Source organism: Mesorhizobium sp. ORM8.1, from assembly GCF_053005525.2.
Genome location: NZ_JBRKPX020000002.1, coordinates 167,132 through 187,397 on the forward strand (window position 1 = coordinate 167,132; position 20,266 = coordinate 187,397).

The following is a 20,266-nucleotide window of genomic DNA, read 5'->3' on the forward strand; positions in this document are numbered from 1 at the left end:
GTCTCCCCCAACCGATTAACGGCGACATGCATGAGCTCGGCAAGGCGCAGTCAGCAGAATGGCACGGCTATACTCCCAATAAGCGCCGCGTCGGTCCGATGACGACGTGGCTGCAGTTCGCAACGCGACGAATTGACCGTCGCGCACGGTCCGCGCGGTGGGTGGGGAGGGCGAAGCCGCAACATGCAAGCTACTTGCCGGAGACCCGCCATGAGGTCCGTTCCCGAGGTGTACTTTCAAGGAACTGGTTCGATTGCCCGGCAATTCCGAGGCAGCTGCACCACGTATATCCCCCAGCCGAGGATCCTACCTTTTGACTGTTCGACCGCCGTGGAAGGGAGTGGACACCGGCGATGACCATCGCGACCACGACCGTCCCTAAATGTTTAGTCCCGGCATTTGATGGATCGGATCGAACTTGAACTTTTCGGACTCGATGGTCCATTGTTTGCAGATGAACTCGTAGGGCGTGAGGCCCTTCAGTGTCTTCAGCAGGCGCCCAAAGTTGTAAGCTGCTACGAAGTCGGCGAGGTGGCGTTGGAGCGATCCCGCCCCAGGGGCGATCGTCGCGAGCATAAGCGAACAGCTGGCCCGTCTTGGTGCGGCCGCGCCCGGGATCGAGCACCGGCGCCGTGGTCTCGTCGGCGAAGAGCTTCCCGGACGCCTTCAGCCGCTCGAACAACCGCTCGTGGATGGGGCGGAGCAGGAAAGCCGCCTTGCTGACCCAATCGGCAAGCGTCGAGCGATCCAGGTTCACGCCTTGGCGAGCGTAGATTTGCTCCTGGCGATACAGGGGAAGATGGTCGGCGTACTTGGAGACCAGCACATGGGCGACGGTCGCCTCAGTCGGGATGCCGCCCTCGACAAGCCGTGGCGGAGCCGGTGCCTGCACCACGACCTCCTCGCAGCTCCGGCAGGCGTATTTCGGTCGGCGCGTGACGATGACGCGGAACTTGGCCGGCACGATGTCGAGGCGCTCGGAGCGATCCTCGCCCATGACATGCAGCATTCCCTTGCAGCACGGGCAGATCTTGTCGGGAATGTCGATGATCTGCTCGATACGCGGCAGATGCGCGGGCAGTGATCCACGGTTGGCGCGGCGCTTCCTGGCGCGAGCCTCGCGCGCTTCCCTGCCGGTTTGGGCTCCTGTGCCGCGACCACCGCTGGAACAAACAACGGCTCGGGTGCCGGCGCATTCGCCAACGGCACCCGCGCTCACCGTCTCGCCAGCATCGTAGCTTTCCGCCACGATCCGCGCCTTCTCCTCCGGCAACATTCGCGCCGCCGTCCAGAACCCGTGAATATCTCAAGCCGTCGAACCGGCTCCTCGTCCCTGGACTTAAGCGTAAGCTCTGAAATCGTCATGTGTCGAAGCCCTCAAAGGCTCCGAGCATCGTCGCTCACGACAACGCGCGAAAGGTTCCAACGGGACAGCGCTTACGTACCATCAAAGCCTGGGATCAAACATTTTAGATCGCTCGATTTGGCTCGCTTGCTGCACTTTGGTTGATGATCGGGCGTTGACTACCGGACTGGCCCAAAATCTTTCTTTTGGTCCCCGAAATTTTTCGGAGCTACCACCTGTTTCCGCTGATATACGCAGAGGCCGGTTTTGCTATGCAAGCACCGCTACCTGCGGGGACGCGAGGTGGTTTGAACTGATCGACTTTATGCTACCCTGGGATGTGTGCTTGGTGGAAGATGGCAAACAACAATCAAAATATTTCCGAATATAGCTATATCGTTGTCGGCGCGGGTTCGGCCGGATGTATTATCGCCAGTCGTCTCACTGAGGATCCAGGATGTACTGTGCTTCTCCTAGAGGCGGGGGGCGCGACACCAGTGTTTTAACGCGGATGCCCGCAGCATATCCTTTCGCCGTAAATAGCGCAAAACTTACTTGGCAGTACGAAGCCGGACCGGAACCCTATTTGAACGATCGTATGATAGCGCACCCGCGCGGGCGCGTGCTTGGGGGCTCATCGTCGGTGAATGCCATGGCGTTCGTTCGAGGACATCCTACTGACTACGATGGATGGGCTCAGCGCGGACTAACAAGTTGGACCTGGGAGAGGTGCCTTCCATATTTTAAGAAGATCGAAAGATATGATGGCGGCGCAAACATTTGGCGCGGTGGTGACGGTCCGATAAGAGTGCAGACTTCACGGACGGATGAGAAACTGTTTGATTGCTTTTTGACTGCAGGCGAGCAAGCTGGCTTCGGAACGAGTGATGACTACAACGGCTATCGTCAAGAAGGCGTTCACCGCTCGCAGAGCAATTCCGGCGGTGGTGTTCGTTGGTCGACCGCTCGTGCTTACCTACATCCGGCGCTAAGTCGCGACAATCTGACAGTCATGACTGGCGCATTGGTGCAAAATATCCGAATAGACGGCAATCGCGCAGTTGGTCTCACCTTTAGTTATCGAGGAAAGGAAATTCGCGTTGAAGCAACGCAGGAAGTTGTCTTGAGCGCTGGTGCGATCGCGACTCCCCAACTTATGCTTCTATCGGGCGTTGGCGACGCACATCATTTAAGAGAAATGGAAATACCGGTCGTTCGGCATCTGCCCGGTGTTGGTGCCAATCTCGAGGATCATGTCGCGGTTCCAGTCCGCTATCATACCAGCGGTCCGATATCGTTCGCTAGACATCTTGGCCCGATTGGTCGAGCTCGCATTGGTTTGGATTGGGCACTGCGCCGGAAAGGGCTGGGAACAACCAACTATTTTGAGGTTGGCGGATTCATCCGCAGCCATCCAGACGTAGAAATACCTGATGTTCAGCTTGAACTTTTACCCATGCTGCGCGTCTACCGTCGCGGCAAAATTGATGTTGCCCATGGATTTCAACTCCATGTGAACACTATGCGTCCAACGAGCCGGGGGCGTGTCCAGCTGAAAAGCCGAAATCCAAGTCAGTATCCGTCTATATTGTTCAATTATTTAAAAGACAAAGAAGATATTGATACTTTGGTCCGGGCGATTAAAGCTGCTCGCGAATTGGTGGCCCAACGGGCATGGGATGGCGTTCGAGGAGCCGAGATTGAGCCAGGGAAAGACGTCCAGACTGAACGGGAGCTCCTATCCTGGTTGAGGGCTAACGCCGCTACGGAGTATCACCCTGCCTGTACATGCCGCATGGGAACGGATTCGCTTGCCGTGGTGGACGAGTGGGGATTGGTGCATGGGCTTGAGAATCTGAGAATCGTTGACGCATCTATCATACCCAGGATGATAACAGGAAATTTGAACGCTCCTGTCATGATGATGGCAGAGAAAATCGCCGACCATATGCGGGGCCTGCGTGCGCTAGATCTCGATAGAGGCCCCTTACTTCAAACGCGATTGACCAGATTGGCTAGACCATTGGCGGAAAAGATGGAACCGACGCTTGCTGCTCGGGGGCAGGATCGAGCGACGGACGTCGGCTAACGGTTGTCAAGTGCGAGATGGGGCTTTGGTGCGTCCAGTCAATCGGTTCCCGTCAAAGGCCACGTTACGTCTCATCTGGCCAGCGACCTTCAACAGCCGGACTGTGCGCGAGCAAGTCACTCATGACTCTCCGGATTCAGTCCCGCCTCGGACTATAACGAGAGCTGTTCCTCACGGACGGCACTTAATCCGAAAAGTCAGTGGTAACACTTTTTATCTCGAGAAACTGTTTAAGTCCCTCAATGCCGCCGACCCTACCAAGCCCACTATCCTTCACCCCTCCAAACGGATACTCGACGGAAGCGATCGCAAGCGTGTTGATGCCGACCATCCCGAATTGAAGACTCTCGGAAACGGCGCGGGCACGAGACAAGGAGCGAGTGAAAACGTAAGAAGCGAGCCCAACTGGAACGCTGTTCGACCGCTGGATTACGTCATTCACATCGGAAAAGTGGTTTATGACCGCGACGGGTCCGAAGATCTCTTCGCGAACGGTCCGCAAATTCTCTGGCACATTTGCGAGCACGGTCGGCTCCATGAAACAGCCCGAGTTTCCAATTCGACGCCCGCCGAACACCAGCGTACCTCCGCCGCGTACTGCATCTTCGACAAGCGCTAGGACTGCATCAAGCCGGCGGGTACTTACCAGCGGTCCCATTTCAGTACCTGCTTCAGAACCAGGACCGACCTTGAGTGACCTCGCTCGAGCAGCCATGAGTTCAACGAACCTATCAAAGACGGTTCGTTCCACGAAGATCCGGTTTGGTGTTGTGCAAACTTGTCCGGAATTGCGGAATTTACGATATGCAATTTGAGAGACCACGGATTCCAAGTTGACATCGTCGAACACGATTGCCGGCGCGTTGCCACCCAGTTCCAGAGTTGTGGATTTCATCGTGGCACCGGCGAGAGCCGCAAGCTGTTTTCCAACTGGGACTGAGCCCGTGAAGGCAATCTTCCGGATCACTGGCGAATTGATCAGATGCTTGGCGATCATCGCTGGATCACCAAAGACCAGATTGACGGCCCCGTGTGGTACACCCGCCTCGTGCAGAATATCTACCAGCATAGCTGTTGCGCTTGGAGCTTCCTCGGCCGCCTTCACGACCGCCGTACAGCCGGCGGCAAGCGCCGGAGCAAGATGGTTGGCGACCTCACCGACGGGAAAATTCCATGGGGTCAGAATTAACACAGGACCCACCGGAACCTGTTGAACTTTGAATTCCACGTTTGAGGAAGAGGACGGAACGATGCGCCCGTAACTGCGACGTCCTTCCTCTGCGAACCACTCCAATGCTTCATAGATACCGGAAACCTCCGCTAGCGCCTCCGCTAACGGCTTTCCCTGTTCCAAGGTGATAACTTGAGCCAGTTTTTGCTCGTTCTCGCGCGTTATCTGGGCAGCCTTGCGCAAAATCTCACCACGCTGTGCGCTGCTACGGCCCTTCCAAGCTGCAAATTCCCGAGCGGCGCTGACCGCTGCCCTGTCAAGGTCTTCCTCAGTCGCACAAGGCAGCCTCCCAAGCAATTCACCCGTTGCGGGATTGGTAACCTCAATCGTCGAGCGCTGATCGGCGTGAATGGTCTCCCCGTCGATAATGAGCGCGAAATGGTGCAAATTTAATCTCCTTATCACAGCTCAATATAAGCGATGGCGGTCAAGGAGCTTGTACGCGGCCTCGTACCGAGGGCGCATCCATTCGAGGGGGAAAGTCCAAACTGTATTTCCGTTGGCAATTAGCTAATCCGTCAAATATGCCGGCTTGCACGACTTCGCCCCGATGAACGTCCTCTCGTGTAGGAATGGAATGCATCAGGGACCGTCGCAAACGAAAAGAAATCGTGCGACTCCAAATTTCTTGGTGTGGCTTGGTAAGCCCCCAGATTTGGATGTCCTGCATTGCCGTGGATAACGCCTAGACTCAGGACTCATTGATCAGAACCAGAAGATGACGGCGGCTGCGATGCAGATGAACGCATTTGAAACCGACGACCCTGGTATTTTCCGCGGTAACCGAACAACGACAAAACCTGCATCTCAAGAAGCCACTGCGAGGCATTCCACGCGTCGAAGATGTCCACGTCATTGGTGAAGGGTGTCGGATGGGTGTACCCGTTGCGAAATTAGCAAAGAAAACCCGTCGCGGGCCGGTTGCGCTTTCTTGGCTTTCAGGCGCCGTCCGGATCGAAGGCATGAGGGGCGGTGAGTTGACCGCGACGCTTTACTTGCTGAGATGTCTTCTAAGCTAGCGGAGAATGTTTGTGGATGGACAGGAACTGATCGACATCTCAGATCGTCTCGATGGGCTGGCAGCTGCGCTGTGCCGTCCGGAATTATCTGTCGCTGTCCGGAATTAAGCCGGGCTGCGGAGGTCGTCAGCGGTGGCGTTTCGGCGCTCGTGTAGAAGCCTGAGCACATCGCTGCCGCACGACATGCCGCGAAGCGTGGTCTCTATCCGGGGAAGACGAATGTTGCCGAAGCCGCTGGTCCCCGCAGCGCAATTCTGGAGGAGATGGCAAAGCGCGCGAAGGGAGGTGTTCTCCCCGTAGATAACAATCGCTTCGTAGGCGTCGGCTCCCTCAACGTTGTGTTCCGCGCCGATCCTCACGCAGTCCTCCCGCGTCGGCTGCCCGATCTCGAAACGCATGCCGATACGGCTTTCGATCTGATCCACAGCGTGGGTATCACGCCTCGTGCCGGCTAACCGATGAGTGTTGCGGGCGAGCAGTAAAGCGAAGCCGCACCGCTCCTGAAGATGCAGCAGCTCCCGCAAAACAGTGGGAGTGAAGTTCTGATATTCGTCCACCAGCAACGGACGCGTCGGGCCGTATCGGGCGCCCAAAAAATTCATGCAATCCTTCGCAAGATCGTATGTGTGCTTGCTGTCCCTTTGGACGCCGTAGGCGTCATGCAGCATCAGGAACATCGGCCTGATAGCCTTGGTATGCTGCGTAACCTCACAATAGGCAGCTCCGCTGTGCCCTCCAGAATTATCTGTCGTCGTCCGGAATTAAGCGGGCTTAGAACTGAAACGAATACGCCGAGAGGTGCGAGCGGCACTCACTCGAAAAGGGTTACCAAACCTGGCCCCGTGGGTTACCAATCCGCGTGTTGAGTGGCCTTAGGTTACCAATCAGGGCCGCAATAAGCTCATTGAAGACAGCTCCTTAGCGTCAGTTCGGAATTATATGTCGTTGGGGCACATTGGTAACCTGTTGACTGAAGGGCATTGGTAACCTCTTCTGGCGAAAGGGGTGGAATATGAGCCGCTTAGCAGTGAGGTCGACGACAGATAATTCTGGGCTTGGACTCTCACCAGCGACAGATAATTCTGGACGGCATACCAGTGTGCCGTCCAGAATTATCTGTCGCTGTCCGGAATTAAGTCAGGACGTCGCCGCCGTGCGCACGTGCCAACGTTGAGATGCTGACGCCATCTGTCTCAAGCGATTGTGGGGGAAGTACAGAGCTGAACCTTGGTCGATAGGGCTGCTACCTCGGTTTACCAATCCTGGCGTCTTGGGTTGACCAATCCGTTGGCCGACGTAAGCGGGTTGACCAACAAGGGCGCCTAAATTCCACGCAACTCCAATTACTTAATACCAGTCCAGAATTAACTGTCATTGAGGCCATTGGTAAACTCGGTTCTTTGGATCGGGAATCCCTACCTCGGCCTGAAACCCTCTTGTTTTCAACCGCATAGGCCGAGCACCCGGGGCCCATAATTCCGGACTGGCAAACCCCATGAAATGTCAAATAATTCCGGACATCACACCACACTGCCCCCTTTTATGCGACTTCTTGAGCACAAAAGACGAACACCGAAAAGGGGTGGCTGACCGGCGCCGCCGTCGCAAAAATTATCCAAACCGCTGATAAGTCGGGGACAAGCGGCGAGATCCAGCGCCTGCCGTTATCCCGGCAGTACGATATCGGTCGCGATTGAACTGAGAACAATCGCTAATGCAATTGACACGTCTGGAACTTTATAAACGGGTCTGTGACGGGCCGCTGAGCAAAGTTGCCCCGGAGCTCGGAATTTCCGGCACAGTGCTGGCCGCCATCTGCAAGCAATATGGGGTCCCTTACCCTGGATCGGGCTACTGGACCCGCAAGTCCCTCGGCCTTGCGGCAGAGCTGCCGACGCTCGCGGAGGCATCGGATGAAACCATCGAGATTACGCCGTCAACCCCAAAGCCACGGCGCAAGAGGACGCCGGAAGAAATCGCGGCACGCAAAACCAGGCGCGCCGCGAAACCTGATCGGCCAGCACATCATCCGCTATTGTTCGGTGTCGAAGAGCATTTTCGAAAAACGCGGGACGTCAAACACGGCGAGTTCCTCAGACCCCACAAAAGGATCCTGCCGGATCTGATTTCTTCAGAGGCTGCGCTGTTGCGCGCACTCTCGATCGCCAATGACCTCTATCTCGCGCTGCATAAACAAGGGTACCGGGTTCGCATCGCACAAGCCGCCGATGATCTCCATCGCATCCACATCAAGGAACAGGAGGTGGAGCGAAAGGATCGCAAATACGGGCGCTATCACTCCGGAAGCATCTGGGCTCCGGACCGGCCGACCGTCTTCTATATCGACACGGTGCCAATCGGGCTCGCTCTCACCGAGATGACCGAACGAGTGTCGATGCGATACCTCAATGGTGAGTATCATCGCGAAGACAGCAGGCTTATCCGGGCAGCCAAGCCCTGGCAGCTGACGCATTCCTGGACGACAGGGCAGGACCTGCCGTCGGGACGCTTTGGGGTCGTTGTCTATTCGCCGAAAGGGGGCGTCGATTGGTCGGCTAGCTGGCAGGAAACGGAGCAGGAGACACTTGGCAAGCTTATCCCAAGAATCGTCGAGACCGTGAAAGGGGTCAAGGATGACCTCCAACGCCTCATGACCGCCGCAGATGAGGCCGAGGCGAAGAGGAAAAAGGAGCGAGAGGAGGAATGGGAGCGCTACCTAAGGCAAGAGGATGCCCGGAAAATAGCTCAGGCTCTTGCCGACAGCCGTGAACAACTTGCGGAAATTATCGAGAGGTGGGGACGAGCGATGACGATAGAGCGCTTTTTCGCTGATGCGGAAGAGCGCCTGAAGCATGCTACCGTTGAGCGGCGGCACCGCCTGGAAGAGCGCCTGACCCTCGCAAGGTCAATGATGGGAGGTGTAGACCCGCTGGATTTCATCGAAAGCTGGGTAGCCCCAGAGGAACGGCACCGTGCTATATACGCCTAAGCAGTCTTGGTTGACGATACCACCGCGCGCCGCCCAAACATCCGGGATGAAGGGATGGAAGCCGGCCCGACCGCTCTTAGCAGGGGCGCCAGGCGTGCGTCGATGACTGCCTAGTGGGTATCGATCAGACCTTCGCGCTCAAGGAGACGTCGAACGTCCTCAAACGAAGCTGTGATATTGCCTGCGGGAAACCGCAACTGGCCAAGGCCCTGGATGTTAGAAAACTCTTCGCATCCTTCCTCAAGCATCACAAGCGCCCGGGTGAAACCGAGTCGACCTTGAAACAGGCCGACCTCGTGAATGACATTCATGCGTGCCTGTAGCTTGCCATCCTTCATTTCATCCTCGGCGGTGAGGATGATGAAAGCGATCGCCGCGGAATCGAGCATCTCGGACAACCGGGCGATATTTGTAACGCCTGCTACGGGGACGCGATTGAACTCGTCGGCCGGCAAATGCAGCCGGTCCTGGACGAAGTCTTTGAGCGCGCGCCAAAGGAGACTGCGGCCGTGGCCAATGAACACATTGGTGCCCACCAGCGCGGATTTTCGCTTCCGCCCTTCCACCCGGAGAAGATGGGAACCGGCCTGCCGTGCAAGACCGGAGATCTTACGCGCGACGATGCCCGGTGCCCCGAGTAACGCCATCTTAAGCGTGACGGCTTGGTGTGGCGCTAAGCGCATGCCCTGCGTCATCGCGCGCATGTCACGCGAGATGATTTGGCCCCGGGGCAGCATCGCCCGCGCGCCATCCTGCTCTGAAAGGACGCGCTCGTCTGCGATCTTTGATTTCACATCCTCGAGGAAACTGTCTGGACGGTCGCGCAACACCTCGGAGAGCAAAGAGGCGATCGTTTGCTTCGCTTCATCGACTGCTTGCGCCACCGCACGAGATTCGACCTCCATCTTTTTCAGATCGGGATTGCCACCACGGCGTTTAATCTCCGCCACCACGTCGTCATAGCGATACTCTTCCCAGGTCCCAACCGAGCCATCCAACGGCCACGCGTCTGCTATCCCAGACTCGATGCTGAAATGTGCGCCGGCGGGAGGCCGTGCCAAACCCGCATAGTACACGACGGAATGGTAGCCGAGGTTGGACCCACTCCAGGCCTGCCCGACCTGCTCGCACACCGCGCCGATGCGTCGCAATCCTTGGGTGAGTTCGTCGACCTCAAGCCCATCTGCCAGGACCTTCAGCCGATCCGCGATCTCGATCAGTTCCTGCCCTTCCATCGGCGGACCCCATAGTTTCGGCGTGACCATGGCGTCAACGTCCGCGGACTCAGTGTGCTTACGCAAAGGTAGGCCACCGGCATCACCCTCTCAACATCGACGTCATGAAAATAGCCTTTCCGCTGTGGACTGCGGCGATCGGCTTGCCACCGGATTCCGGGATGTGATTCAATTCGGGTCGAAGGGCTTACGGCGCTGGCCTCGGCGCGCGCCAAGGCAGCTTCGGGGCCGTGTACGGACGGCTCTCCGTTGGCAAGGGATTCTTTGAGCTTTGCCTTTGCTGGTTGGTGCGGCCATGTATCCGACCTGTAGGTGCGGCCTATCATGTGCCGCTGGCCATAATGCCATTCGCGCGTCTCAGGTCCCGATCGTAAGCTCGCACTCAAGGTGCACGGCCCCAGTGGGTTTTCCTGATCCGGCGGTATCAACCGGCTTTGTGCATTAGCTCCTGTCCGCCCTTTCCAACCTCGTCAGCGATCGCTCGCCTTATCTTGTTCTATTCGATGACCGGCTCCCTGTAGCGCTCTCCGCTCGTCATCAGTGCCCAGACCATCCGGGCGGTCTTGTTGGCCAACGCAACCGCCGCAACCTTGGCTGTTCGCCGCGTCATCAACTGCACGAGCCATGGCCTCCTGGTACCGTTGCGCTCGGCATAGCGGATGACCGCCATCGCACCCACCACGAGCAACTGCCGCAAGTAGCGATTGCCGGCCTTGGAGATACTGCCGAGCCTCTCCTTTCCCCCGCTCGAGTTCTGCTTCGGCACGAGTCCGATCCATGCCGATAGACAGCGCCCCGACTTGAACGCATGCGCATCCGCGACCGTAGCCACGAATGCACTTGCCAGCAGCGGGCCGACGCCTGGGATTTCCATCAACCTGCGACCAAGCTCGGTCTCACGCGCATTCGCCCGAACCCTACGATCGTTTTCGAGAATCTGTTTCTTCACGACCCTGAGCTGCGCCTCGAGCATGCGAAGGCATAGCCGCGCGTCAGCTGGTATCCTGGCCTCGTTCTCGTCGTTGACGACCACGAGCAGTTGCTCAATCCCATTCCGCCCGATCGGCGCTACGATCCCGAACTCGGATAGGTGTGCCCGCAACGCGTTCGATATCTGCGTGCGCTGGCGGTTGAGCATCAACCGGACCCGGTGCAGCATCATCACACTTTGCTGCTCGGGTGATTTCACAGGCACGAAGCGCATGGTCGGCCGAGTGACCGCCTCGCAGATCGCCTCTGCATCTGCGGCATCATTCTTCTGCCGCTTCAGATAAGGCTTCACATACTGCGCCGGCAGCAGCCGCACATCATGGCCACGTGCAGTCAGTTCTCTCGCCCAATAATGCGACGAGCTGCAGGCTTCGATACCGACCAGGCAACGTGGCAGGCTCTCGAAGAATGCCAGCACGCGCCCACGCGTCAGCTTCCTGCGAACGACAACCTCACTCGCCGCATCCACCCCGTGGACTTGAAACACTGACTTCGCAATATCCAGACCAATCGTCGTAACGTTGCCCATCATAGATCTCCTCCAGTTCTGGCCCCACGATCATACCGCAGGGCGGGAGGAGAGCCGTCCACCGCATCAGAAGCGGACTGGCGGCTGCTGGACTTCAAAGGTCGGAAGGCTGCCATTGATCTTGGTCAATCAAGACCGTCGGTCTACAAGAAGCGCTCCCCGGCACGCGTCGTTGGGACAACGGCTTGGTCGTGGCGACTGCACGATGGCCACCATATCGGAACGACACGATTGAGCAGCAATCAGATCATAGAAAGAGCGATCGGCAGCTTAGCGAACATCATGCGAATGTATGTCGAGACGCACATGCGCTTTGGTGAGCTATTCAAAGTTGATCCCGAGGAGGCGATTGACAACCTGGATCGCACTTTCGAAATGAAGCTTGAGGCCTTTCACACGCTCTATGATGTCTCGAAGGGCCTGTTCCCATATTTCGGTAACGGCGATACCACCGTGCTCTTAGCGGTACGCAATGCAATCCATCATCGTAATCATCCCCTATTCCACAGTTTGAATCAGCGTCTGTACCTCGATACCGATCTGGATCGCTGGTGCGGCGCTTCCTTCCTTCTTGCGAGCCACTCCACGCTTCATGGCAGTCCAATCCAGATGTCCCATTACGTCAGGCTGGACGATCTGGACGCTCGGCTTGACCCTTCATGCGCCTCGCCCTACCTCGACACCATCGTCGGCAGCGACAAGGCTGTGCGGAGGATGGAAGGCATCGATATGCAGCTCAAACTTCCGGCAATCCGCGACCGCGGGTTACGTGACCGATACCCGAAGGATCAAATCTATTTGGACTTGATGCCCATCTTCGTTTCCGCCGTTTGCAAGGTATTTAAGGCAATGAAGGCTGCCGGGGTCGCTTTCAGGGGATTCGACGCCGAAACTTACGCAGTTCCCTTCACATCAGAAATTGAAGTCGATCTCAGCAACCCATCACTGAAACGACTACAGGTTGGCGGCTTAGGACCTCCCGTTATCGTCGACGTTTAGCTGGTGCCCGAGGGGCCGAGTCCTGCCAGTCCGCTCCCCGAACTCAAACGCGCAAGGCGGACCCAAGGGCGCGGTCGCAGTTCAAATGTTGTCGCGACGGAAGTCCAGTTTGAGTTTGTCCTGGTAGACGCCAATGCGTTTTTTGGCGCGGTCGATCACATCACTGAAATGCAGTATCTCGAAATAGGTCTCACCCAGCGATTGCCGCGTCTCGGGATCCTTCAGTTCGCTTGATTGGAACCAGCCCTTGCCGGTCGGGAACGGCGTCCAGTTCCCGCTCAGACGCAGCGTATTGACGCTATCGCCGATCAGATAGCCATAGAATTTTCTGAGTTTGCCGCCGGATTTCGCCGCAAGCAGCTGAGCATATTCGGAAAGATCGCCGATATGCTCGTCAGTGGAAACACCAGGCGCCTTGAATTCGACGATGATCGCCGAGCCCTCCTTACTGAACACCGCGATGTCGGGACGCTTGCCCCCGTTGTCGCTCGTGCGTTTCGCAAGAATTTTTCGAAGTGCCTCGTCGATGTCACTCTCAAATACATTGGTGTCATCGTTCCATCTGATGTTCGCGAGCGGCAAATCCGACGCGATATAGTCATAATATTGGTACTCTTCGCTCAGCAACCAGATATCGTGATCAGTCGTTTCGGTGCTGTCCTTGCGCATCGGGAAAAAGATGCTGTGGATGATCTGCTCATCCTTGCGTCTGGCGCCGTCGGCGGCCGCCTGCATGGCAAGCCGCTGGCCGCAGGCGAGATCGAGGATATCGACGATCGCGGCGCGACGCACGATTAGCTGCGACAGGTTCGCCATGTCGAAGTTCTTGAGCGATGACGTATATTTCCAGGAAAGCTCATGGATTTTCTTGCGGAACTCGTCGGAGTCCGGCTCGGCTGCCATGATCTCCTCCTTGAGGCTGAAGATCGCGGCGGTCTCGTCGATGATGGCCTTCTGGTATTTGCTCAACACGCGTTCAGCGACCGACTGGGCGGATTCGCCGTACACGATCCTGGTCTTGGTATCCTGTAGCATCGCTTCGCTGATACCGAACTGGTGGGTGGCCTCCTTGAGCACCGCCTCCTTCTTCCAGTCGGCAGGAGTGACCATCTCGTCGATGACCGGGTCGAGCGCCTCATGAATGTCAGCGTAGGACAATTTTTCCGCCGAAAACATATCGCCGCTCGGAATCTCGTCGGGAATATTGTCGAAGTCGTCGCGCTGCTCGTTGACGCGTGCGTCCAGATAGTCAGCCTCGATCAGCACGATATGATGGAAACCGCCGACCGGGTTGTTTTGCTCGGTACGCGTCCTGAGGTAGTGACCCGTGATGTCCTTCACAGGCGTGGACTTAGCACAGAAGGCGATGGCGTTGCGCGGAAGATCATACTGTTCGGCATCGAGCTGATAGTGGGAGAGGTTGAATGTTTGCCGCGTGCCGAGACGGTCCCCTGATGCAGGATCACGCTCTTCGACATCAACAGCACGCTCGGCAGTGACTGCCGGCAGGTCGGCGAGCCGTAGCGCTTCGATCTTCGCTTGGTCGTCCTTCCAGTGCCGTGTGGTGAACCGGATCTCGAAGTTGCCGAGCTGTTCACCGAGTCCGACGAGCCGCTGCAGGAAAGCGACGAGCATCTGCTTTTTCAGCCCCGGCGCCGAGAAGAGGGTGCTGAGGGCCTCACCGTGGGATACGCGCGGGCGAACCGCCTCTTTGAATTGCTCAAGCCGGATGACGGTCCCGATGTCGGCTTCAGCGACCGGCGCCGTGGTAAAATCATCAGCCTCGATCTGCTTCTGCGGTTCGGAATACCGAAACTCGCGCTTCAGGAGAGAGTCACCGTCCCGGTAGGTACTGGTGATCCTCATCGCTGCGAAATGATGGAAGAACTGGATGCGTCCCGCGCCCTTGCACTTTCCGATGCCAGAGATGGAGAGATCGTCCTTGTAGGACGTATCCTTTGTCAGGAAGGCCTTGAGTTGGTCGTCGCCGAGACCGCATCCGTTGTCGCCGCACGAAACGTTCATTAGTTCGCGATCGTCGAGCAAGTCTGCACGCAAGAAATCGACTTCGATTGCAATATTCATGTCCGGCGCGGATTGGTCGCTCGCTCGCCGAATGAGATAGGCATCGATCGCATTGGCGATAAGTTCTTCAAAGACCACGTATTGGTTCAAGCTGAGCTTGGTGTTCTTGATGCTTCCCCTGATGTCGAGCGTCATTTCGTTTCGATCCAAACCCCTAACTCAAGTCAGCCTGCTTCTGGCCGCCTGCCCATGTGCAAGTCAAGCGATGCCAGTTCGCAGCCTCCACCGCAACTCATAGACGAGCGTACCGTCGATACTATCCCTCATGCCAGCCTAAGCGGAGGCCAAATCCTACGTCCGCATTGGGCGGCTTCCGATGGCACCTCGAATGGCCGAAATGAAGGCGCGTTCCAGACAGCCACAACGGGGTCGAAGGCAGGATGACTCCTTCCGGTCGCCGCCGTGATATCAGACGTTGAGCTACGTCTTGGGCGAGCAGCCTGCCTTCTTTTCGCTCCTACCCTGCCGAACTGCCAACGCTTTGTTGCCGCTAAGGTGTCTGCGGATCAACAGGCGGCCATAAACTAAACTGGCGTTGACGGGTGACCTCGAACTTGGCGAAGTCGCCTCGTGCCAGCATTACCTCGACGTCCATCCCTTTCACCATCTCCCGCATCTGCTCATAGGAGCGCTCGCGGAACTTTGGACCGGCAATGGCTTCCTTCAGCCGCAGGCCGGACCCGAATGGCTGGAAGTAGTGCGTCTGGCCCTGGATGACCTCGGGATTGACCAGTGGCAGTTGCCAGCGCCACTCGTCTTCATATGCCCAGCCGTCAGACTTTATCCGCGCCAAGTCTTTAAGGTGCTCAGGTCCGATTTCGGCATACGACGACAGTCCGAGGTCGGCAAGGCGCGGCCTGGTTTTGCGGTAGCGGACCTTGAAGAAGTCGTCTTCCGAAATGTCAAACCCAAGCACCATCCCGCGAAAACTTTCGCCATAGTGCCCCCACATCTGCGGCTTGGACCAAGTTTCGCTCATGCAGATAATGCCCTGCTCCATGTCCAGCCGGCGACGATACGAGGACAGGTGGATGCGGTCGCGCTTGTTGTCGAGCGCGATGCCTATGAATTCGAAAGCGTCATTGAGGTCTTCGATTCGGGAGATGCGTAGGCGCCGCTTCTCGATGGCGGCGACCGCATATTGGCCCTTCAGGAAGTGGTAGAGCCGCCGCATGGTTAGTGAGTCCTAAAGTCGTTGTATGGAGTGTCCAGAACCGTTGCGACGTAGATTTCAAGCAGCGCCTGCCGCGTCTGATCCGTTTCCTCAACATAGCGGTAGTTCATGTTGCGAATGCGCGTCTTGGCTGCCGCAAACTCCCGGATGAAATCTTCCATGAGCGCGATTTCCTTGCGACCACCCTCCTTCGTATAGCGGGCGGCGGGGAGGTCTAGCAATTGGACTGCAATCCGGAAGGCGAAACTCGCCTGGTTGTGGCGCGACCCGTTTCGGGTGTGGAGAAAATAGCGCTCACGCAGCCGGTTTGAACGGCCAACGTACAGGGGCTCGTCACCTTCGCTGAACAGGTAGACGCCGCTGACGGGAATCTTTGTTGGTGGCGGTGTACCGGCGTGCGGCTTCATCGCTATCAGCTTCTCGTACAAGGTGTGAAGGCCACCAACCTTCTCCAGAAACCGTGGCTGCATCGACCGCCCCTCCGTCAATCCCGCGCTTACTTCGGGTGTTTGCAAATCATGCTCTCTTGGGTGCCATATCTCGACTCTATTGTCAGCGTCCCGACGTGGAAGCACTCATCCAAACCCGCCATTCCTAAAGCGTGTCGCGATTAATTGGCCTCATATCCGGCAGCTTTGAAGAAGTTTCTGCATTCGGCCGGCTCGAACAGGTGGCAGATATCGCCGAGAGCTTGGCAGAGTGCGTCGAAGGTTCTGGCCGCCTTCTTTCGCAGCCGTGCCTTGAGTTTTGAATAGGCCATCTCGATCGGGTTGAGATCGGGCGAGTATGGCGGCAAGAACAGGAGCCAGGCGCCCCTTTGGCGAACCAGTTGTGCGGCGCGCTCGTTCTTGTGGAAGCCGACATTGTCGAGAATGACGATATCGCCGGGCGACAGTTCGGGAGCGAGCTGCGTTTCGACGTAGTGTTCGAAGATGGCGGCATTCATCGGCGCGTTGACGATCCATGGCGCGACAAGACCGTGGCATCGCAGCCCGGCGATAAAGGTCTGCGTCTGCCATTTGCCGAATGGTGCATGCGTCCTGAAGCGCTCGCCCTTCGGCGCCCAGCCTGTGCGTTTGGTCAGCTTGGTGTTGGTCGACGTCTCATCGATGAAGATCAACCGCGCCAAAGCCTTGTTGAAGAAGCGCTTTCGCCGCCCCATCCATAGTTCACGCGCCTGGCGCACGTCGGCCCGCTGTTGCTCGCTGGCCTGTAGAGTTTTTTTATGACTGAGCCCCAGGCGCTGGAGCAGGCGCCCGACATTGGAGCGGTGCACGTTCACCCCACGCTCCTCCAACTCGACGCAAAGCTCATCCAGCGTCAACTCGCCGGTCTCGGCCAACCGCAAGCGGACAAACTCCGCATACGGCTCAAGCTTTCCGCCGCCAATATGACCCTGCCGACGCGCTTCAAGCGAACCGGTCTGCCGGCGCAGGTTGATCAGATTGTTCACGAAGCGAGGCGAAACACGGAAATGGCGCGCAGCCTCGCGGTGGCCATGTCCCTCATCGACATACGCAGCAACACGCCTACGCAACTCAAGCGGTAGCGGCTTGCCCATCGCGGTCTCCTTTCAACCGCAATGAATCATGAACTCAAATCAAGGGGAATCCTGAATCCCTTAAATCGCGACGTGCTTTAGCAATCCCCAGCCTGACGATAAAACCGGTTCCGGATGAAAGGCAGCTTTAGGAACTGATGACACCGGCCTAAACGACTGTATTGAAGGCGCTAAGCAGTCGGTTCAGCTCGCAAGCGGCCACATAGCATTTCGGCACCCTTTTTGACGGCGATCGACAGGCCGTGCGAGAGTGAACGGGCCGCCAAGTCCTCGATCATTTCGGCTCCCGGCTTACAAGCTCCACCTTTCTCGCGCCAAAGGTTTTCATTCCCGGGCGACGCGCATCCTCGGCATCGACACCGATGTCGGCGTGATGGAAGCCTCGCTCCGCCGCCTCTTCGAGCGTCGACAGAACGCCAAGCGGGCCGAGATCGAAGGCATGGTTGTTGGAGAGCGCTAGGGCGTTGAACCCGATGTCCTTCAGCGCATCCAGCACCACGGGTGCCGAACAACCAAAGTAGGAACCCTTCATCGGTCATCCACCATGCTGGCCGAACACCGTGGTCTCGAAATTCGTGAAAGCAATATCGGCTTCCTAAACGAAACGTGGAAGATATAGTCTTCCTATTCCTATTCCTATTCCTATTCCTATTCCTATTCCTATCCCTATCCCAATCCCTTGGCCGCCGCTACAATGACTCAAGAAGTAAATCCGGTGATCATTGTGCCTGAGGATCCACAAACGGACACGATTAGTGTTCCGGTGCTAAAGATATTCGATGGTGACGGGTTTCTAACTCGGGTCAAGGTTTCCGAGGTCACAGGAAACCCAAGGGATCAAGCCGAGATTGAGATAACCGCTAGATTCGGGTTCATCGATGCTCCGGAAATTGAACAGCCCGGGGGCCAAGAGGCCAGGGATTTCCTCACCGCCTTGATCGGCGGCAAGTGGGTCGAACTTGCCATCTTGATGAAGATGAATACTGGGCGGTCAGTAGACACGTACGGCCGTGTCGTTTGCGTCCCCTATCTGACGCTGGATTACGCCGCCGGCGAGTTCAGAACACCGTCGTCATGCCCTCATGTCATAACGACGTTTGGGGCGCCCTTCCGCGTGACGAGAAACGTCGAGCTAGAGATGGTCGTCAATGGCTGGGCTTGGGTTCTGGAGCGATACGGACCCGATCAGCGTTACCTCGATGCCCTGGAGGACGCCAAACGCGCAAAGCGGGGCATATGGGCCTTCAAGGACAACATCCATCCTTGGGAATTCAAGAAACAGAAACATCACAACAAAGCGCCAAAGCCCCCATGCCCGACAGAGAGTTGTCGCGGTCACCTTGTTAGAAAGAGCGGCAGGTTCGGCGAATTCCTGGGCTGCTCCGAATATCCGCGATGCAGGTATTCTTGTTCGGTGGCCGGCTGACCGTCCGCCCACGCCAACCACCCTCAACATAGGGCATCTACCCGGAAATTATGCCAACGATGATGAGGGCCAGGAAAAACCCAAAAAGCAACGAGTAGAGCACAAAATGGCTTTTCTCGATCCGGATAACGATGACCTCGCGTTCCAGAGGCTTTCCAAGCGGCTGCTCTTCAAGGACCGCCTCTCGATAGGTCTCAATGAAGGGAACCCTTGACGAGCGAAGCCTTTCCCTCTTCTCGTCTAACCTTCTCCTCGGATCCATCGTCGCCCCCTACAATCGACCCTTTGATTTATCTCTACGTGGTGGGAGGATTGTCGACTACATATCGCCCGTCTGGAAGAAGTGGCGGACCTTCGTCATGAACTGCTTGAAGTCCTTGTTCTCGGTTGCGAGGCGGCTGCACATAGGCCATTCGATATCTGGCTTCTCGCGCGCCGGAACAAGGATTTCGCTCTCGATAGGATTTTCCTCATCGAGGCGGATCAGGCCGATGCCGTGCATCGCATACAGAATTCGCAATTCCTTGAGAGTTTCGGAACCTTCGAAATTAGCGGCAACAAGGTAGCCATAGTTGGCCCATGAGGAATTCGAAACGGCCTGAAAATAGGTCTCGCGGGCATTCGAACGGTTGATGAGAAGCTTTACCTCAAACGACCAGAGTCGGATTTGCCTATCGCGGCTCTCCCGGATTGCTGTCACAACCTCGGGGTGAAGGCCGTCCGACAGGTTTTCCATCCCCACCACGTCAGGAAACAACCACTTGTTGCCGCCACTCCCGTACGTGTTGGAAGATTTCTTCTCGTCGATGCGATGGCCTTGAACACCGTGCTCCGCTTCCAAAAATTCTATCAGCAGCGGATACAGATCATGTTCACTTCGCCGCAGAACCTTCTTTTGGGTTTCGCCGGCGGCAGCGGGAACAGCACCTTCCGGCGCGGTCGCGAACTCAAGGACAGGCTCCTTGCCGCTCTCGACATCAGCCACTTCCTGTTCCTCGGTCTTGTCGGACCAATAGAAGAGGCGCGGTCGCACGCCTTCCGTGCTGCGCAATTGCGGAAGCTGCTTTTGCCAGATGGGACGGTTAGCCCCGATCTCGGCGACAAGCTGATAAAGAAGCTGATCATGGGTCTGGATTGCTACGCTGCGCTTTATCTTCGCTGCCACCGCCTCGGGATATGTTTCTGCGATCCATATCGCTATGTCCCTGGCTTTGAATCTCTTCCCTGGGTTCGCTGACAAAAGTTCAACAACCCTGTTCTTCAATTCTAATGCCATGAATGACAGCCCCGAGTTTACGCCGCCAACAGACGCCGCATCTCCTCCTCGAAATCGAAGCAAAGCTGCTTTGCTTCGTCTTCGGGCAGCCACAGCACCATCTGCGGCACGATCTTGCGGTACAGCCGCACGCTGTCGGGGTCCCAAGGCAACGTGTCAGCCGCCCGCGCCTCGGCGATCAGCCTGTGCAGCCGCGCGCGCACACGGTCGGGGTCGCCGTGGTAATAGACGGTCGGCGCGTCCTCGTCGAAAAGCTCGGGCTGGGCTGCGCCGAAAAGGTCGAGCTGATTCCTGGCCATTGTCCTGCCGATACGATTC

The 20,266-nt window shown here is 57.2% G+C and carries 16 protein-coding genes and 3 pseudogenes; 5 read left to right on the forward strand and 14 right to left on the reverse strand.

Features of this window, described 5'->3' with window-relative positions:
* Positions 1-378 precede the first annotated feature (378 nt).
* Both ACVDG8_RS37650 and tnpC read right to left on the reverse strand, forming a co-directional pair.
* A pseudogene (locus ACVDG8_RS37650) lies at positions 379-543 on the reverse strand (IS481 family transposase); the annotation flags it as partial.
* Positions 539-1,303: pseudogene (gene tnpC / locus ACVDG8_RS37655) on the reverse strand (IS66 family transposase); the annotation flags it as partial. The pseudogenes ACVDG8_RS37650 and tnpC, both read right to left, overlap by 5 nt.
* Positions 1,304-1,701: 398 nt before the next feature.
* Here tnpC and ACVDG8_RS37660 point away from each other — a divergent pair.
* Both ACVDG8_RS37660 and ACVDG8_RS37665 read left to right on the forward strand, forming a co-directional pair.
* Positions 1,702-1,851: an NAD(P)-binding protein gene (locus tag ACVDG8_RS37660; RefSeq protein ID WP_455707931.1), complete on the forward strand. Its 150-nt coding sequence runs from the start codon at positions 1,702-1,704 to the stop codon at positions 1,849-1,851.
* Positions 1,803-3,434, forward strand: a complete 1,632-nt coding sequence (locus ACVDG8_RS37665; protein ID WP_455707932.1) for a choline dehydrogenase — start codon at positions 1,803-1,805, stop codon at positions 3,432-3,434. Before ACVDG8_RS37660 ends, ACVDG8_RS37665 begins: the two co-directional genes overlap by 49 nt.
* Before the next feature lie 184 nt (positions 3,435-3,618).
* On the opposite strand, the gene ACVDG8_RS37670 is transcribed toward ACVDG8_RS37665, so the two are convergent.
* Entirely contained in the window at positions 3,619-5,052 is a 1,434-nt protein-coding gene (locus ACVDG8_RS37670) for an NAD-dependent succinate-semialdehyde dehydrogenase (protein ID WP_447250471.1), read from the reverse strand.
* A 736-nt stretch (positions 5,053-5,788) separates the two neighbouring features.
* Positions 5,789-6,361 carry a hypothetical protein gene (locus ACVDG8_RS37675; protein ID WP_447250472.1) on the reverse strand — a complete coding sequence of 191 codons (573 nt, stop codon included), beginning with the start codon at positions 6,359-6,361 and terminating at the stop codon, positions 5,789-5,791.
* 1,037 nt (positions 6,362-7,398) lie between these two features.
* Between ACVDG8_RS37675 and ACVDG8_RS37680 the strand changes: the two genes are divergently transcribed.
* Positions 7,399-8,673 carry a hypothetical protein gene (locus tag ACVDG8_RS37680; protein WP_447250473.1) on the forward strand — a complete coding sequence of 425 codons (1,275 nt, stop codon included), beginning with the start codon at positions 7,399-7,401 and terminating at the stop codon, positions 8,671-8,673.
* Positions 8,674-8,783: 110 nt separating this feature from the next.
* On the opposite strand, the gene ACVDG8_RS37685 is transcribed toward ACVDG8_RS37680, so the two are convergent.
* Both ACVDG8_RS37685 and ACVDG8_RS37690 read right to left on the reverse strand, forming a co-directional pair.
* Complete coding sequence (locus ACVDG8_RS37685; protein ID WP_455707933.1) at positions 8,784-9,938, reverse strand: TIR domain-containing protein; 1,155 nt, start codon at positions 9,936-9,938, stop codon at positions 8,784-8,786.
* A 466-nt stretch (positions 9,939-10,404) separates the two neighbouring features.
* Complete coding sequence (locus ACVDG8_RS37690) at positions 10,405-11,427, reverse strand: IS110 family RNA-guided transposase (protein ID WP_447250672.1); 1,023 nt, start codon at positions 11,425-11,427, stop codon at positions 10,405-10,407.
* 231 nt (positions 11,428-11,658) lie between these two features.
* On the opposite strand from ACVDG8_RS37690, the gene ACVDG8_RS37695 reads away from it, so the two are divergent.
* Complete coding sequence (locus tag ACVDG8_RS37695; protein ID WP_455707934.1) at positions 11,659-12,426, forward strand: hypothetical protein; 768 nt, start codon at positions 11,659-11,661, stop codon at positions 12,424-12,426.
* An 81-nt stretch (positions 12,427-12,507) separates the two neighbouring features.
* On the opposite strand, the gene ACVDG8_RS37700 is transcribed toward ACVDG8_RS37695, so the two are convergent.
* The 5 genes and pseudogenes from ACVDG8_RS37700 to ACVDG8_RS37720 all read right to left on the reverse strand — a co-directional run.
* The gene (locus ACVDG8_RS37700) at positions 12,508-14,646 is read right to left on the reverse strand and encodes a hypothetical protein (RefSeq protein ID WP_128374101.1); all 2,139 of its coding nucleotides are present in this window, start codon (positions 14,644-14,646) and stop codon (positions 12,508-12,510) included.
* 355 nt (positions 14,647-15,001) lie between these two features.
* Positions 15,002-15,685 (reverse strand): DUF2971 domain-containing protein, encoded by a 684-nt coding sequence (locus ACVDG8_RS37705; protein WP_447250477.1) that lies wholly within the window; start codon positions 15,683-15,685, stop codon positions 15,002-15,004.
* A 2-nt stretch (positions 15,686-15,687) separates the two neighbouring features.
* Positions 15,688-16,155, reverse strand: coding sequence for a hypothetical protein (locus ACVDG8_RS37710; RefSeq protein WP_447250478.1), 468 nt, complete (start codon positions 16,153-16,155; stop codon positions 15,688-15,690).
* A gap of 140 nt (positions 16,156-16,295) precedes the next feature.
* Positions 16,296-17,246 carry an IS630 family transposase gene (locus tag ACVDG8_RS37715; protein ID WP_447250479.1) on the reverse strand — a complete coding sequence of 317 codons (951 nt, stop codon included), beginning with the start codon at positions 17,244-17,246 and terminating at the stop codon, positions 16,296-16,298.
* 283 nt (positions 17,247-17,529) lie between these two features.
* Positions 17,530-17,841: pseudogene (locus ACVDG8_RS37720) on the reverse strand (CapA family protein); the annotation flags it as partial.
* Between the two features lie 120 nt (positions 17,842-17,961).
* Between ACVDG8_RS37720 and ACVDG8_RS37725 the strand changes: the two are divergent.
* Positions 17,962-18,672, forward strand: a complete 711-nt coding sequence (locus tag ACVDG8_RS37725) for a topoisomerase DNA-binding C4 zinc finger domain-containing protein (protein ID WP_447250480.1) — start codon at positions 17,962-17,964, stop codon at positions 18,670-18,672.
* Positions 18,673-18,709: 37 nt separating this feature from the next.
* On the opposite strand, the gene ACVDG8_RS37730 is transcribed toward ACVDG8_RS37725, so the two are convergent.
* Genes ACVDG8_RS37730 through ACVDG8_RS37740 form a run of 3 tightly spaced genes read right to left on the reverse strand, consistent with a single transcriptional unit; the run spans position 18,710 to position 20,247 of the window.
* Positions 18,710-18,934 (reverse strand): hypothetical protein, encoded by a 225-nt coding sequence (locus tag ACVDG8_RS37730; RefSeq protein WP_447250481.1) that lies wholly within the window; start codon positions 18,932-18,934, stop codon positions 18,710-18,712.
* Between the two features lie 57 nt (positions 18,935-18,991).
* Positions 18,992-19,948, reverse strand: a complete 957-nt coding sequence (locus tag ACVDG8_RS37735) for a COG2958 family protein (RefSeq protein WP_128373687.1) — start codon at positions 19,946-19,948, stop codon at positions 18,992-18,994.
* Between the two features lie 17 nt (positions 19,949-19,965).
* On the reverse strand, positions 19,966-20,247 hold the full coding sequence (locus ACVDG8_RS37740) for a hypothetical protein (protein WP_126089350.1): 282 nt from the start codon (positions 20,245-20,247) through the stop codon (positions 19,966-19,968).
* Between the last annotated feature and the right edge of the window lie 19 nt (positions 20,248-20,266).